General features: G+C 70.5%; 11 protein-coding genes. 10 read left to right on the top strand and 1 reads right to left on the bottom strand.

Annotation, left to right across the window (positions count from 1 at the left end; translation table 11 throughout):
- The first annotated feature begins 70 nt into the window (after positions 1–70).
- Positions 71–712 (top strand): DUF6185 family protein, encoded by a 642-nt coding sequence (locus ABFX55_RS27425; RefSeq protein ID WP_346125612.1) that lies wholly within the window; start codon positions 71–73, stop codon positions 710–712.
- Here ABFX55_RS27425 and ABFX55_RS27420 read toward each other — a convergent pair.
- On the bottom strand, positions 709–2,427 hold the full coding sequence (locus ABFX55_RS27420; protein ID WP_346125610.1) for a DUF2264 domain-containing protein: 1,719 nt from the start codon (positions 2,425–2,427) through the stop codon (positions 709–711). The two genes, ABFX55_RS27425 and ABFX55_RS27420, sit on opposite strands and share 4 nt — an antisense overlap.
- A 91-nt stretch (positions 2,428–2,518) precedes the next feature.
- Between ABFX55_RS27420 and ABFX55_RS27415 the strand changes: the two genes are divergently transcribed.
- The 9 genes from ABFX55_RS27415 to ABFX55_RS27375 all read left to right on the top strand — a co-directional run bounded on the left by ABFX55_RS27415 (position 2,519) and on the right by ABFX55_RS27375 (position 14,560).
- Positions 2,519–3,565, top strand: a complete 1,047-nt coding sequence (locus ABFX55_RS27415; protein ID WP_346125608.1) for a substrate-binding domain-containing protein — start codon at positions 2,519–2,521, stop codon at positions 3,563–3,565.
- 96 nt (positions 3,566–3,661) lie between these two features.
- Complete coding sequence (locus ABFX55_RS27410; protein ID WP_346125606.1) at positions 3,662–4,978, top strand: ABC transporter substrate-binding protein; 1,317 nt, start codon at positions 3,662–3,664, stop codon at positions 4,976–4,978.
- Positions 4,979–5,323: 345 nt separating this feature from the next.
- Positions 5,324–6,220, top strand: coding sequence for a carbohydrate ABC transporter permease (locus ABFX55_RS27405; protein WP_346125604.1), 897 nt, complete (start codon positions 5,324–5,326; stop codon positions 6,218–6,220).
- A complete protein-coding gene (locus ABFX55_RS27400; RefSeq protein WP_346125602.1) occupies positions 6,217–7,050 on the top strand; it encodes a carbohydrate ABC transporter permease in 834 nt (277 codons plus the stop codon). Before ABFX55_RS27405 ends, ABFX55_RS27400 begins: the two co-directional genes overlap by 4 nt.
- 20 nt (positions 7,051–7,070) lie before the next feature.
- Positions 7,071–8,054 carry a hydroxyacid dehydrogenase gene (locus ABFX55_RS27395; RefSeq protein WP_346125600.1) on the top strand — a complete coding sequence of 328 codons (984 nt, stop codon included), beginning with the start codon at positions 7,071–7,073 and terminating at the stop codon, positions 8,052–8,054.
- 36 nt (positions 8,055–8,090) lie between these two features.
- On the top strand, positions 8,091–10,931 hold the full coding sequence (locus ABFX55_RS27390; protein WP_346125598.1) for a polysaccharide lyase family 8 super-sandwich domain-containing protein: 2,841 nt from the start codon (positions 8,091–8,093) through the stop codon (positions 10,929–10,931).
- A gap of 21 nt (positions 10,932–10,952) precedes the next feature.
- Positions 10,953–13,046 carry a right-handed parallel beta-helix repeat-containing protein gene (locus ABFX55_RS27385; RefSeq protein ID WP_346125596.1) on the top strand — a complete coding sequence of 698 codons (2,094 nt, stop codon included), beginning with the start codon at positions 10,953–10,955 and terminating at the stop codon, positions 13,044–13,046.
- Positions 13,047–13,050: 4 nt separating this feature from the next.
- Entirely contained in the window at positions 13,051–13,854 is an 804-nt protein-coding gene (locus ABFX55_RS27380) for a hypothetical protein (RefSeq protein ID WP_346125594.1), read from the top strand.
- Positions 13,823–14,560, top strand: coding sequence for a hypothetical protein (locus tag ABFX55_RS27375; RefSeq protein WP_346125592.1), 738 nt, complete (start codon positions 13,823–13,825; stop codon positions 14,558–14,560). The genes ABFX55_RS27380 and ABFX55_RS27375 overlap by 32 nt, the downstream gene beginning before the upstream one ends.
- Positions 14,561–14,563: the final 3 nt, after the last annotated feature.

Below are 14,563 nucleotides of genomic sequence, written 5' to 3'. Positions count from 1 at the left end.
TCGGACCGTGGGAGTTCTACCAGGTGGACGATCGTCACTGGCACTTCGTCCTGCGGACGGAGCCGGACCTGTGGCGCGTGCCGTGGCGCGAGATCGTGGTGGAGCCTGGCGTGCCACCCGCCACGCCGACCTGGCCTGGCGGGCGGGGCGGTTCGCGCTCACCCTCGGACTGGCGCCTGCCGCGTACCTCCTCTGGCACGACATCGTGCTGACGGGCGGGCTGGGAGGGCAGGACTGGTTCGCAGGACTCTGGCGGCCGGTCGTCGCGTTCGCCGAGCTGAGTGTCTGGTTCGTGCCCGGATACCTGCTGGGGTTGTTCTGGGGTCAGTTACCGGGACGGCGCGGGCCGATCAAGGCGCTGCCCTTCATCGTGACGGACGTGGTGTACACGCTGGTCAGGCTGGGACTGGACCGGGTCTTCGATCTCGGCGACCTGAACGATCTCGTGGTGGGCACGGTTCTTCTGTCCGCCGTGCTGACCGCGACGGGGCTCTACGTGGACGCCTGCACGATGCGGCACGTGCTGCCGCCCTGGAGCAGGGTCGGCAGGTACGTGATGGACATCTACCGGCTTGAGACGATCCCTTCTCAGCTCACGTTCCTGCTCGCGCAGATCGCCGCCGTTCTCGCGATCATCCAGTTCGTGAGCGGGGGAGGGGGAGAGCCTCCGGCGCCGGGGGTGGATCCGTTCCAGGTGCCGCGGCCCAACTAGAGCGGCAGTTCCTGGACGGTGCCGTCGTGCCAGGTGACGGTCGCCCCCACGGGGTCGTAGACGGGCGGAGGGGGTGCGGGGGCGGCCGAGAGGGTCGCCACGCAGACGAAGACGGATTCGGGCCCCGCGCACTCGCCCTCCAGGCACGGCACCAGCGCGTCGGGGCCGAAGACCGTGCCCTCGGATGACTCCATGACCGACGAGCGGGTGAAGCCGTGGAGAGGGAGGAGGGCGCCGGTCAGCTCCTCTCCCGCCGCCTCCGGAAGGGCCCAGCCGGTCTGGCGGACCACCGTGCCGGAGGGGGCGGTGACCCGGTGGAGCCTCACCTCGTGCGGACCGCGCACCATGCTGACGCTCTCGATCAGCGTCGAGGGCGTGGGGCGGCAGGAGGAGGCGGCCCAGCCGGGGCCCGCGCCGAGCGGCGTGATGGGCCCTCGCGGGGTCACCTCGCCGTCGATCACCAGCCCGAGGTGGTTGTCGGCGAGGGTGGCAGGGCCCGTCCTGGAGGAGTAGGCCAGGCGCTGGTAGAGGGGGTCGTCGGGGCCGCCGCCCGGCGGCTGGTGGTCGCTGCCGTGGTTGACCAGCCGGACCAGGCCGTCGGCGGCGGTCGAGTGGACGAGCAGCCCGGGGCCTGGCAGGCCGATGGCCTGGTCGGCGCGTTCGACGGGGCCAGGCTCCTCGACGGAGGTCCAGGCGGGGTGGTCGGCGGGCAGGAGCAGGCCGAGGAAGCCCTTCGAGGCCCAGTACGGCGAGGCAGCCCCCGAGTACGGCTGCAGCGAGGGCTCGTGCGGGCCGTACCAGCCGAGCGTGAGCAGGCCCTGAGGGGAGAGCGCCCTGCCGTCGGCCAGGAAGTGCCTGAGAGCGCCGCTGGCCAGACGGCGGGCCGTACCGGGGGAGTAGGGGGAGACGCCGAGCAGCTCGCCGGCCCACACAGGTGCGGCGGCGGCGAAGCGGTAGATGAGCGACCTGCCCTGGTAGACGGGCGAGCCGTTGGCGTCGAAGGCGGAGCCGTAGTTGCCGAGGAAGGCGCGCAGGCGCGTGGCGTACGGCTCGGAGGGCCCGCCGAGGTGGGCGTGCAGAGCCGGGTAGAGGTGCATGGCCCAGCCGTTGTAGTGGTCGAAGTTGCGCCCTTCGCCGTCCCGGTACCAGCCGTCGCCCTCGTACCAGCGCTCGATCCTGTCCAGGCCTCTGTCGATGACCGCCTGGGTGTCGTGGCCGAGTTCCTGGAGGAACCCGGCCACGGTCACGGGGAACAGGTGCCAGTTGTTGTCGACGTGCTCGCGGCGCAGCGCCTCCTCCAGCCATCCTACGACCCGGTCCTGGACGCTGGGGTCGAGCCGGTCCCAGAGCCACGGGCGGGTCAGCCGCAGGCCGAGTGCGATGGAGGCGGCCTCCACCATGGGCTGGAAGTGGTCCTTGATCTCCGGCCAGGTGCCGAGGGGGCCGGTCGCCAGCCCCTCGGCGTACGGCTGGAGCGCCGCGGGATCGCCGCCGCCCGCCACCCTGAAGGACGCCAGCAGGAAGGTGCGGGCATAGCCCTCGAGCCCGTCGCAGCCGGACCAGCTGGCCCTTCCCGGCAAAGTGATCAACGAGTGATCGGGTGAGCGATACGGTTCGACCGCGGACAGCAGGGCGTCGGCAGCGGCCTCCCAGTGCGCGCGTGTCCACCCGGTGTACGGGCTGAGTGATCGGTCCTCAGGCGGAAGGGCGAGCATGCGAACTCCGGGGGATGATCGAACGAAACAATACGTTCACAGACGAAACCTACAGCGCTAGGATCGCATCGTCGAGTGTTAGGAGTCTCCCTTGTTCGTCGAGCAACGCCATGAGCTCATCCTCCGCGAGGTGCGCGAGCGCGGATCCGTGCGGCTGGCCGACCTGGTCGAGCGGCTCGGCGTCTCGATGGTCACCCTGCGCAGGGATGTCGAGCACCTGGCCGGCCAGGGGCTGGTCAACAGGGTCCACGGCGGTGTCACGCTGCCTCCGGAGACCGCCCAGGAGAGCCGCCCCGTGATCGAGCGTTCGCTCACGATCGGGATGCTGGTGCCCTCGGCCACCTACTACTACGGCACGGTCATCAAGGCCGCCCGCGACCAGGCGCAACGCCTCGGCGCGCGGCTGGTGCTCGGGGTCTCCCGTTACGACGACGACGAGGATCGCAAGCAGGTGGGACAGCTGATCGCCGGAGGGGCCGAGGGCCTGCTGCTCACGACGAGCAGGCAGCCCGACGAGTCGCACGTGGCGTGGCTGGCGGGGCTGGGGGTGCCCGCCGTCCTGGTGGAGAGGATCGCCGAGCTGGGCGGACCCGCCTCCTTCATGGACGCGGCCGCCTCCCACCACGCCCACGGCGCCTTCCTCGGCACCAGGCACCTGGCGGAGCTGGGCCATCGCAGGGTGGCGATGGTGACCCGCAGGAGCCCCACCGCGCCGCGCGTGCGCCACGGCTTCCTCTCCGCCGTGCGCGACCTGGGGCTCGAGACGCCGGGGGAGTTCGGCGTGGAGCAGGACGGGCCGTCGGACGAGCAGGTCGCGCAGGTGGTCAGGGCCATCGGCGACGGCTCGGTGACCGGGCTGCTCGTGCACAACGACGAGGACGCGCTCCTGCTGGTGCAGCACCTGCGCCTGGCGGGCGTGCGGATCCCCGCCGACGTCTCGATCGTGGCCTACGACGACGAGGTCGCCGCGCTCAGCGACCCGCCGCTCACCGCGGTCGCGCCGCCCAAGGCGGCGGTCGGCCGCAGCGCCGTCGACCTGCTCGTCCGCCGGATCGAGCAGGGTCCGGCGCTGGCCGCCCAGCACGTGGCGCTGCTGCCGGAACTCAGGGTGCGGGAGTCCACCGCCGCACGCGGCTGATTGTTTTGCGTTCATTTCGTTACTGATCGAAACCTAGACAAGCCTTCGCTTTTGAGCGAATGATGCACTAGCGATCGGAAGCGATGAGGAGCAATCATGGAACGCAAGCGCGCCGCCGCCGGCCTCTCCGGGATGCTGGCCGGCATCACCCTGCTGGCGGCCTGTGGGGGCGGCGGCAGCGAACCGACCGCCCCCGCGGCCGAGGGCGGCAAGCCCGCGGAGGTCACCTTCTGGGGCTGGGCCAAGGGCACCCAGGAGGTCGTCGACGCCTTCAACAAGTCGCACAAGGACATCCAGATCAAGTTCGAGGAGATCCCCTCGGGCAACGCGGGCGGCTACGCGAAGTTCTCCAACGCCGTGAAGGCGGGCAACGCCCCCGACGTGATGTCCATCGAGTACCCGCAGCTTCCCGACTTCGTCAACCAGGGCGCGCTGCAGGACATCACCGCCGACGTCGCCGACGTCAAGGGCAAGTACCCCGCCAGCGTCTTCAGCCTCGTCGAGCTCGGCGGCAAGACCTGGTCGGTGCCCATGGACGCGGCGCCGCAGGTCTTCTTCTACCGCAAGGACCTGTTCGAGAAGAACAAGATCGAGGTCCCGAAGACCTGGGACGACTTCAAGGCCGCCGCCGAGAAGGTCAAGAAGGCCTCCGACAAGGCGCGCATCGCCACCTTCTTCCCCGACGACCCGAGCGTCATCGCCGCCCTCGCCTGGCAGGCGGGCGGCAAGTGGTTCGGCACCGAGGGCGACGCGTGGAAGGTCGCCATCAACGACGAGGCCACCAGGAAGGTCGCCGACTACTGGCAGGGCCTGGTCAAGGACGACCTCGTCAAGGTGCAGCCCTCCTTCAGCCAGGAGTGGAACGCCGCCTTCGAGGACGACACCCTCTGGGGTTACGTCGGCGCCAACTGGGGCGCGGGCGTCATGAAGGGCAACCACGCGGGCCAGAGCGGCAAGTGGGCCATCGCGCCGATCCCGAACTGGGGCACCCCCGCCAGCGGCATGCTCGGCGGCACCACGTTCGGCGTCGCCAAGAACAGCAAGAACCCCAAGGCCGCGGTCGAGGTCATCAAGTGGCTGACCGGCTCGCCCGAGGCGTGGACGGCCAGGCTGTCGTCCGGCACCTCCAGCGGCTTCCCCGCGATCGCGGACCTGGTGCCGGTGGCGGCCAAGAGCTTCGACGCCTCCTTCTACGGCGGGCAGGACATCTACGCGCTGTTCACCGAGTCGTACGGGACCATCCAGCCGGGCTGGACGTGGGGACCGAGCATGGTGCAGACGCTCACCGCCTTCAAGGACGCCCTCGGCAAGGTGAGCACCGGCGGCACCACGCTGCCCGAGGTGCTGGAGACGGTGCAGACGGCGACGGTGGACGAGATCAAGGGGCGCGGGCTGAACGTGGCCCAGCCGTAGCCCCGACCCAGGCCCGCCCCTTTCCTCGAGTCGCGGGTCGAAATCCTCCGGGTGAAGGACGATCGGCGCCCGTGGGATGCGGGCCGGGGTCCTTCGGGTGAAGGACGGTCTCCCCTCCACGGGATGCGGGCCGGGGCTCTTCGGGTGAAGGGCGGCCTGGGATGCGGGCACTTCGGGTGAAGCGGCCTCCCCGTCGGGTCGGGTCGGGGTTCTTTCGAGGAGCGAGCGGGCGGCCCTCCCCTTCCAGGGGGCGGGCCGGGTTAGGCGGCCGGCTTCCTGCGGGGAGCGGGGCCTGAGGTGACGGCGGTGCGGTACGGCGGGCCGTACCAGATCGGAGAGATGGAGATGACAGCAGACACACAGGCGCGAGCCCCAGGGGACGCCTGGCGCAGGCGGGGAGCGATCACGCTCTTCGTCGGCCCGTTCTTCGCCCTGTTCGCCGCGGTCATCGTGGCCCCCCTGGCCTACGCCGTCTACCTGAGCCTGTTCAGCGAGAAGTCGTCGGGACTCGGGTTCGGCGGCGCCGAGACGGTCTTCGTCGGCCTCGGCAACTACCTCGACACGCTCGCGGACCGGGCCTTCACCGACGGCTTCCTGATCATCCTCGGGTACTGCTTGTTCTACATCCCGCTCATGATCGGCGGGGCGCTCGGCCTGGCCCTGCTGCTGGACTCCGGCCTGGCAAGGGCGAAGAAGTTCTTCCAGCTGGCGCTGTTCATGCCGCACATCGTGCCGGGCGTGATCGCGGGGCTGATCTGGCTCTACCTCTACCTGCCCGGCATCAGCCCCATCGTGGACCTGCTCGGCGGCGTCAACTTCCTCGGCGGCGACCAGGTGCTCGGCTCGGTGGTCAACATCGCGCTGTGGGAGTGGGTCGGCTACAACATAATCATCTACTTCGCCGCCCTGCAGGCCATCCCCGCCGAGGTGCTGGAGGCGGCGCGGATGGACGGCGCCGGTGCGATCAGGACCGCGCTGTCGGTGAAGGTGCCGCTGATCCGCGGCGCGGTGATCACCACGGTGCTGTTCACGATCATCGGCTCGCTGCAGCTGTTCACCGAGCCCATGGTGCTCGACAACGTCAGCGACGGCATCGTCAGCACCTGGACGCCGAACATGTACGCCTACAACGAGGCCTTCGGAAACAACGACTACGGCCAGGCGGGCGCCGCCTCGATCATCCTCGCGCTGCTGGCCGCCGTGCTCTCCTACGTCGTCACCAGGTGGGGTAACCGTCGATGAAGTGGATGTCCCGCGCGACGGTCAACGTCCTGCTGACCGTCGCCACCCTCTACACGCTGCTGCCGCTGACGTGGCTGCTGTTCGCCTCGACCAAGTCGCTGTCGGACCTCTACTCCACGCCAGGCTTCGCCTTCGCCGACTTCAACCTGATCGCCAACATCCGGGCGGTCAGCGCGGAGAACGGCGGGATCTTCTTCCGCTGGTATCTCAACAGCGTCCTGTACGCCGGCGTGGGCGCGGCGGTGAGCTCCTTCATCACCATCATGTGCGGCTACGCCTTCGACAAGTACCAGTGGCTCGGGAAGGAGAAGATGTTCGGCCTGGTGCTGCTCGGCGTGCTGGTGCCGACCACCGCCACGGCGCTGCCGCTGTACCTGCTGGCCTCGAAGGTGGGCGTGGTCAACACCTTCTGGGCGGTCTTCATCCCCGTGCTGGTCCACCCCTTCGGCGTCTACCTGGCGCGCGTCCTGTCGTCGGGCTACGTGCCTGGCGAGGTGCTGGAGGCGGCCAGGTCGGACGGCGCGGGCGAGATCCGCACCTTCACGAGGGTCGCGCTGCCGATGCTGATGCCGGCCTTCGTGACGATCTTCCTGTTCCAGTTCACCGCGATCTGGAACAACTTCTTCCTGCCCCTGGTGATGCTCAACGACCAGAAGCTGTACCCGCTCAGCCTCGGCCTGTTCACCTGGGAGAAGCAGGGCAACGCCTTCCCCGAGTTCCACAGCCTGGTGATCACAGGGTCGCTGCTGTCGGTGGTGCCGCTGCTGGTGGTCTTCATGTCGCTGCAGCGCTTCTGGAAGGCCGGGATGACGGCGGGCAGCGTCAAGTGAACGAGTTTTCGGGGGAGAACGTGAGAAGGCCCAAGACCCTGGTCGCCATGGGCAGGCCCGTGGCCACCAGACTGCTGAACGCCCAGGCGAGAAGCCGCCTGGCGATGATCGCCGACGTCGATCCCCACCTGGTGGTGGACGACTTCACCGGGGTGGACCTGTCGGCGGTGGAGGTGCTCTACACCTCGTGGGGCTGCCCGCCGGTGACCGCTGAGGTGCTGGCCTCGGCTCCGCGACTGCGGGCGATCGTGCACGCGGCGGGGTCGGTGAAGCACCACGTGACCGACGCGGTGTGGCAGCGCGGCATCGCGGTCTCCACGGCCGCCGACGCCAACGCCGAGCCGGTCGCGGAGTTCACGCTCGCCTCGATCCTCTACGCCAACAAGCGGGTGATCGACATCGCCCGCGCCTACAGGTCGGAACGGGAGAACCAGAACTGGGACGCCCGGTTCCCCGGCTTCGGCAACTACCGCCGCACGGTCGGGATCGTCGGAGCCTCCAGGATCGGCCGCAGGGTGATCGAGCTGCTGCGCCCCTTCGACCTGGAGGTGCTGGTCAGCGACCCCTACCTGCGCGAGGACCTCGGCGTGACCAGGGTGGACCTGGACGAGCTGGTCACCCGCTGCGACGTGGTCAGCCTGCACGCGCCCGACCTGCCCGAGACCCACCACCTCATGGACGCCGCCCGCCTGGCGGGGATGCGCGACGGCGCCACCCTGATCAACACCGCCCGCGCCGCGCTGGTCGACCAGGACGCGCTGACCGCCGAGCTGGCCGCAGGGCGGCTCTACGCGATCCTCGACCACACCGAGCCGGAGATCCTGTCGGCCGGCTCACCCCTGTACGACCTGCCGAACGTCCTGGTCACCCCGCACATCGCCGGATCGCTCGGCGGTGAGCTGGCCAGGATGGCCGATCTCGCCCTCGACGAGCTGGCCCGTTACGCGCGCGGCCTGCCGTTCGAGCACGGCGTGGAACCCACGAGCCTGTCCCGCTCCGCCTGACACCCGCCCGTTCCGCCGAACACGGAGGCACCCCCCATGCTCCGACGTGCCCTGCTGTTAACGGTCGCCGCGGCGGCCGCCCTCTCGACGGCGGCCGTGCCCGCCGTCGCCGATCCGGACGCGGCGCCCATCCCCTCCGCCTCCCTGACGGCTCCCCAGGCCCAGGCCGCCCCCGGCTTCGCCGCGCCGGTGCTGCGCTACCGCGACCTGCTGACCGGAGGCGCGGACGTGGATCCCGCCGACCCCGCGTACGCCGCCGCGCTTGCCCGCCTCGACGCCGACGCCGACGCCGACCTCGCCACCCTCACCCCGACCGGCTGGGCCGACCTGCAGGGCGCCGACGGCAACACCGTGCACGCCGTCGCGCTGCGCCTGCAGTCCATCTCGCTGGCCTACGCCACCGTCGGCTCCAGGAGGTACGGCGACGCGGCGACCGCCGCCTCGGTGGTGCGCGCGCTGACCTGGATGCACGCCGAGCGCTACCGCCCCGGCAAGCCCGAGACGGGCAACTGGTACGGCTGGGAGATCGGCGCGCCGAACTACCTGCTGCACAACCTGGTGCTGCTCGGCGAGGCCGTGCCCGCCGAACTGCGCGCGGGCCTGCTGGACGCGATCGGCCACTTCGTCCCCGATCCCGCCAGGCGCAAGGTCTCGGGCGTGCCCGAGGTCGGCGGCAACCTCGCCGACAAGGTCTCCATCACCGTACGGCGCGGCCTGCTGTCGGGCGACCCCGCGGTGACGACGATGGGCCGCGACAAGCTCAGCCCCGTCTTCGACCACACCTCCAGCGGCGACGGCTGGTATCCCGACGGCTCGCTCGTCCAGCACTTCTACTTCGCCTACACCGGCGGGTACGGCAACGCGCTGCTCGGCAGCACTGCCACCGTGTTCGCCCTGCTCGGCGGCACGCCGTGGGACCTGACCGATCCCGACAGGGGCAACGTCACGCGCTGGATCTTCGACGGCTTCGAGCCGGTGATGTTCCGCGGGCAGATGTTCGCCAACGTACGGGGCAGGGCCATCTCCAGGCCGCACGACAACGACTACTCGGTGACGCGCTCGGCCCTGGCCGCCATGACCGTGCTGGCCGAGGCCGCCTCGCCCGACGACAGGCGGCGCATCGCCGCCCTGGTGGCCGAGCACGCGGCCACCGGCGGCTTCTACGACACCGCCACCGTCGGGCAGATCGCCCTGGCCAGACGTCTGACCGGCGGCGTGCCCCCGCGCGGCGACCTGACGCTCACCAAGGTCTACGCGGGCATGGACCGCTTCGTCCACCACGGCCCCGGCTACGCGTTCACAGTGGCGGGCCGCAGCAGCCGCGTCGGAGCCTACGAGGCGGGCAACAACGAGAACCTCAGGGGCTGGTACACCGGCGACGGCATGACCATGCTCTACAACGCCGACAGGACGCAGTACACCGACGGCTTCTGGCCCACCGTCGACTCCTACCGCCTGCCCGGCGTCACCAACGCCACCCAGGAGAGCTACCCGCGCACGGCGAAGGACACCGCCTGGTACGGCTTCCGCCAGAGCGACCCCCACACCGGCGGCGTCGCGCTCGGCGACCTGTCGGCCTTCGGGATGCGGACCCAGGCGGAGCGCGACTACCACAGCAGGCAGCCCATCGACCTGACCGCCCGCAAGTCGTGGTTCACCTTCGGCGACACGGTCGTGGCGCTCGGCGCCGACATCAGCGCCTCCGACGTCGCCGCCCAGACGACCGTGGAGAACCGGATGAACCCCGGCGAGGTGCGGACCGGCGAGGGCTGGATGCACATCGAGGGCACGGGGGGCTACCTCTTCCCCGAGGGGATGCCGCAGTCCAGGCGCGAGAGCCGTACCGGCAGGTGGTCGGAGATCGGGGTCCACGCCTCGGACGAGATCACCCGCGACTACGAGACGGTCTGGTTCGACCACGGCGCCGCGCCGAAGCAGGCCTCCTACGCCTACTACGTGCTGCCGGGAAGGAGCGCGGAGGAGACGGCGGAGCTGGCCGCCAGGCCGAAGGTGCGCATCGCCGACAACAGCGCGCAGGTGCAGTCGGCGATCGAGGAGCGCGGCGCGAACTCCAGGCTCGCCGCCACCTTCTGGAGCTGCGCCACCGCCGCCTCCACAGTCAGGGCCTACGGCCCGGCCGAGGTCGCGATGCGGCAGGAGGGCTCGACGCTGGAGGTGGCCGTCTCCGACCCCACCTGGCGCCAGAGCCAGACGCTCGTGGAGATCGCCCGCACCGGCAGGGAGGTGATCAGCGCCGACCCCAGGGTCACGGTGCTGTCCACCTCGCCCACCATCAGGCTGGCCGTCGACACCGCGGGGGCGCTCGGCGCGGCGGTGACCGTCCAGGTCAAGGTGCGGCCGACCGCGCGGCCCCCGCTGGCGGGGGCCGGCTGCGAGGGCAGCAGGGTGCGGCCCGACGCCGACGCCTACGCGCGCGGCGGCGCCTACGCGGGCAGGAACTTCAACGGTCAGGGCCTGGTCGCCAAGACGGTCGCCGACCAGAGCTACGCCAGGCAGTCCTTCCTGCGTTTCGCCAGGCCGGGGGGAGAGATCAGCCTCGCCAGGCTGTGGCTGCGCGGCTCGATCGCCGACGCCGGAGGCACCAGCACCACGCTCACCCTCTACGAGGCGCCCGCCGGGTGGGAGGAGTCGACGCTCACCTGGGCCACCAGGCCCGCGCTCGGCAGGGCGATCGGCGACGTGACCATCACGGGCTCCACCCCCGCCTGGTACTCCATCGACCTCACCGCACACCTGCGCGCAGGCGGCTCGACCAGCTTCGCGCTCGCGGGCCCTCCAGGCGTGGCCACCACCCTCGCCGCCCAGTTCGCCGACAGGGAGACCCCCGACGGCGCGCCCTATCTGCAGGTGTTCTGACCCCCCTCCGAGAGAGAGAACATGCGCATCAGACAACGACTGGCTCTGGTCGGGGCGCTCGTCGCCCTGAGCGGTGGACTGGCGGCCCCCGCCTACGCCGCCCCCGCCCGCACCTTCTTCGTCGACTGCCAGGCACAGGACGGCGGTTCGGGGCGCAGCGCCTCCGCTCCGCTCAACAGCCTCGCCGCGGTCAACGCGATCGAGCTGAGGGCCAAGGACAAGGTCAGGTTCAGGGCGGGCACGGTCTGCGCCGGCAGGCTGGAGCCGATCGGCTCGGGCAGCGCCGGGCACCCGATCACCTTCACCTCCTACGGCGAGGGCCCCAAGCCGATCATCCAGGGCGACGGCGGCGAGTGGGCCGTCCACCTGGTCGACAACAGCCACCTCACCATCGAGAAGCTGCACATCACCAACCCCGCGCCGGCGACCGCCAAGCGGACCGGCATCCAGTACAACTCGACCACGCCCGAGCCCAAGGCCGGGCTCGTCCTGCGCGACCTGGAGATCTCCGACGTCGCGGGCTGGGGCAACAAGACCGGCGCCAACTCCGCGTGGTTCGCCTACTCCGCGGGCATCAGCATCCAGGCGCTGCCCGAGGGCAAGGTCGGCTACCTCGACGGCATCACCGTCACGGGCAACTACATCCACGACACGGGCGGCGGCGGCATCAAGATCAGCCGCAAGGGAACCGACTACCACAAGAACGTCTACATCGCCCGCAACACCATCCGCGAGGTCGGCGGCGACGGCATCGTCGTCCATGCCTCGGACAAGCCGCTGATCGAGCACAACCTGTTCGACGAGGGCGGCGCGGGCAAGTACCCCTACGTCGACGGCAACTTCGCCGGCATGTGGCCGATCAACTCGGTCGACCCCGTCTTCCAGTACAACGAGGTCACCAGGCAGCGGCCGACGATCTACGACTCCACCGCGTGGGACTGCGACGGCGGCATCAAGGGCTCCTGCGTCTACCAGTACAACTACTCCCACGACAACGCGGGCGGCTTCTACCTGGGCTGCCAGAGCTGCACCGAGTTCCCGAACCACAAGGCGACCGCCATCCTGCGCTTCAACATCGCCCAGGACGACTGTCGTATCGCGGGCAACGCCGCGGGCGACAACACCAGCCCGCTGTGGATCCACAACAACACCTTCTTCTGCTCCTCGCAGAAGGTGGACTGGGCGGTGCCGACCGGCAGGTCCACGATCGCCAACAACATCATCTACGCGCCCTCGGGCACCCTGCCGCAGGCCGCGGGCATCACCTACGACTCCAACCTCTACTACGGCGGCGTGAGCGCGCCCGCCTCCGACGCCAAGGCGATCACGGCCGACCCGGGGCTGTCCGCTCCCGGCACCGCCACCGGCTACGGCGACGTCGAGGGCTACAAGCTGCTGGCGGGCTCGCCCGCCCTCGGCTCAGGCTCCCTGGTGGAGGGCGTGGGCGAGCGCGACTACTTCGGCAACCCGGTCTCGGGCTCCGTCTCGCGCGGCGCCTACAACGGGCCCGCCGTGCCGCCGGTCGTCCACGACTCGATCGAGAAGGCCTACAACAACGTCGGCGTCAGCTCCGACCTCAACCCCAACACCGGCGGCTTCTCGACCTCGGGACGCAGCTACTCCGGCCAGGGGCTGGAGAAGGCCGGCCTGGTGCCAGGCAGGACGGTGAACGTGCTCGGCGCCGACTTCGTGTGGCACCCCCGCGCGTACGGCTGGACCGACAACGTCAAGGCCGCGGGACAGACGATCAGGCTGGAGGGCCAGGGCGCCAAGCTGGTGTTCCTGGGCGCGGGCGGCTTCAAGGTCAGGTCGGGCGACTTCACCGTCACCTACACCGACGGCACGAAGCAGACCAGCACCGTCCTGTTCGGCGACCAGTGGGACGCGACCGCGCCCGCGGGCGGCGTCGTGGTGGCGCGCGCGACCTACCACAACCGCACCCAGACCACCTACAGGAACCCGGCCACCGGGCAGACGACGGAGTCCGGCGTGTCGGTGTTCGGCTACGCGGTGCCGCTCGACCCCGCCAAGACCGTCGCCACGGTGACCTTCCCGCAGGGCAGCCCGCTGGCCGACGCCGGTTTCCACGTCTTCGACATGAAGATCGCGAGCTGATCCGATGAAGAGCGCCCCGCCCAGGACGTCCAGGACCGCTGCCCGCAGGAGCGGGCTCGTGTGGATCGGCGCGGCGGTCGTGACCGCCGCTGTGGTCCTGGGCGTGGCGCTGTTCCACGGCGGTCCTTCCGCCGAGGAACCGAAGGGCCTGGCGGCCTCGGCCCCCGTCGCGGAGGTCCTGGCCGTCGGGCCCGGCGACACCGTCACCACGCTCGAAGGCGAGCCGGTGACGGGAGCCGAGGTGCTGCGCGCGGCCGAAAGCGTCCGCGCCGAGGTCATCTCCACCTTCACCCGGTACGGCACGCCGCTCGGCCCCGGTTTCTGGGACCGCCCCCACGACGGCGTCACCCCTCGCCGACAGCTGAGGGAGCGGGCCGTCGGCGCCGCCGCGCTCGACAAGGCCAGAAGGGTGTGGGCGCGGGAGGCGGGCCTGCTGGCCGACGTCAGCGAGCAGGGCTTCCAGCGCGAGCTCGCCGAGGAGAACGGCAAGCGGGCCGCCGCGGCGGCAGGGGGCAGGCCGCTGCCCGGCGTGCCCTCCTACGACGAGCACACCTACGCGCGGGTGCGGGCGGCCGAACTCGACTCCGCGCTCAGCAAGATCTACGCCGGCGGGCTAGATCTCTCGGAGGCGCGGCTGCGCGAGCAGTACAGGATCATGGCAGGTCAGGGCGCGCCGCCGTTCGAGAAGGCCCGCGACAACGTGCGACAGGCGCTCGTCCTGCGGGAGTACCGCACGGCGCTCGGGACCCGTGCTGGGTACTCTGGCATACACGTACATGGGGGACTGGATACAGACACGCATCGTTGAATCGGGACGGCTGCCGCTGTTCTGCTTCTTCGTCGCGCTCATCGTCGCCTTCGTCGCCACCCGCATCAACGTCAGGCTCATCCGCGCCAAGATCGGCTGGTTCCGCAACATCAGCGTCGGCGAGATGCACATCCACCACGTGGTCTTCGGTGTGGTGCTCATGCTGGTCGGCGGGGTCAGCGGCCTGGTCGCCTCGGGCTCGGCGGTGGCGGCCGCCGTCTTCGGCATCGGCGCGGCCCTCGTGCTCGACGAGTTCGCGCTCATCCTCCACCTGCACGACGTGTACTGGGAGGAGGAGGGGCGCACCTCCGTCGACGCCGTCTTCGTGGCCATCGCCGTCACCGGGCTGCTGTTGACCGGTCTGCGCCCCCTGACCTGGGAGTTCGGCGGATTCGCGCCGTGGTGGCTGCTGCTCGGCAACCTGATGCTCGCGGTGGTCACACTGCTCAAGGGCAAGATCTGGACGGGTCTGGCGGGTCTGTTCCTGCCGCCGCTGCTGATCGTCGGCGCGATACGGCTGGCCAGGCCGGGCTCGCCGTGGGCGCACTGGTTCTTCGCCACCAGGTCCCCGCGCAAGATGGCCACCGCGCTGCGCCGCGAGGAGCGCTGGAGACGGCCGGTGATCAGGGTGAAGATCGCGGTCCAGGAGTTCGTGTCGGGGCGGCACGACCTGCCCTCGACGAGGAAGCGGCATGGCCATAATTGAGGG

Source organism: Nonomuraea roseola (assembly GCF_039535395.1).
In the GTDB taxonomy this organism is placed as follows: Bacteria; Actinomycetota; Actinomycetes; order Streptosporangiales; family Streptosporangiaceae; genus Nonomuraea; species Nonomuraea roseola.
This window is presented reverse-complemented; position numbering and strand designations above follow the sequence as displayed.

Excerpts from the sequence above, each read along its gene's own strand:
- ABFX55_RS27420 (WP_346125610.1), bottom strand. The coding sequence starts at position 2,427 with ATGCTCGCCCTTCCGCCTGAGGACCGATCACTCAGCCCGTACACCGGG.
- ABFX55_RS27410 (WP_346125606.1), top strand. The coding sequence starts at position 3,662 with ATGGAACGCAAGCGCGCCGCCGCCGGCCTCTCCGGGATGCTGGCCGGC.
- ABFX55_RS27405 (WP_346125604.1), top strand. The coding sequence starts at position 5,324 with ATGACAGCAGACACACAGGCGCGAGCCCCAGGGGACGCCTGGCGCAGG.
- ABFX55_RS27400 (WP_346125602.1), top strand. The coding sequence starts at position 6,217 with ATGAAGTGGATGTCCCGCGCGACGGTCAACGTCCTGCTGACCGTCGCC.
- ABFX55_RS27390 (WP_346125598.1), top strand. The coding sequence starts at position 8,091 with ATGCTCCGACGTGCCCTGCTGTTAACGGTCGCCGCGGCGGCCGCCCTC.
- ABFX55_RS27385 (WP_346125596.1), top strand. The coding sequence starts at position 10,953 with ATGCGCATCAGACAACGACTGGCTCTGGTCGGGGCGCTCGTCGCCCTG.
- ABFX55_RS27380 (WP_346125594.1), top strand. The coding sequence starts at position 13,051 with ATGAAGAGCGCCCCGCCCAGGACGTCCAGGACCGCTGCCCGCAGGAGC.
- ABFX55_RS27375 (WP_346125592.1), top strand. The coding sequence starts at position 13,823 with ATGGGGGACTGGATACAGACACGCATCGTTGAATCGGGACGGCTGCCG.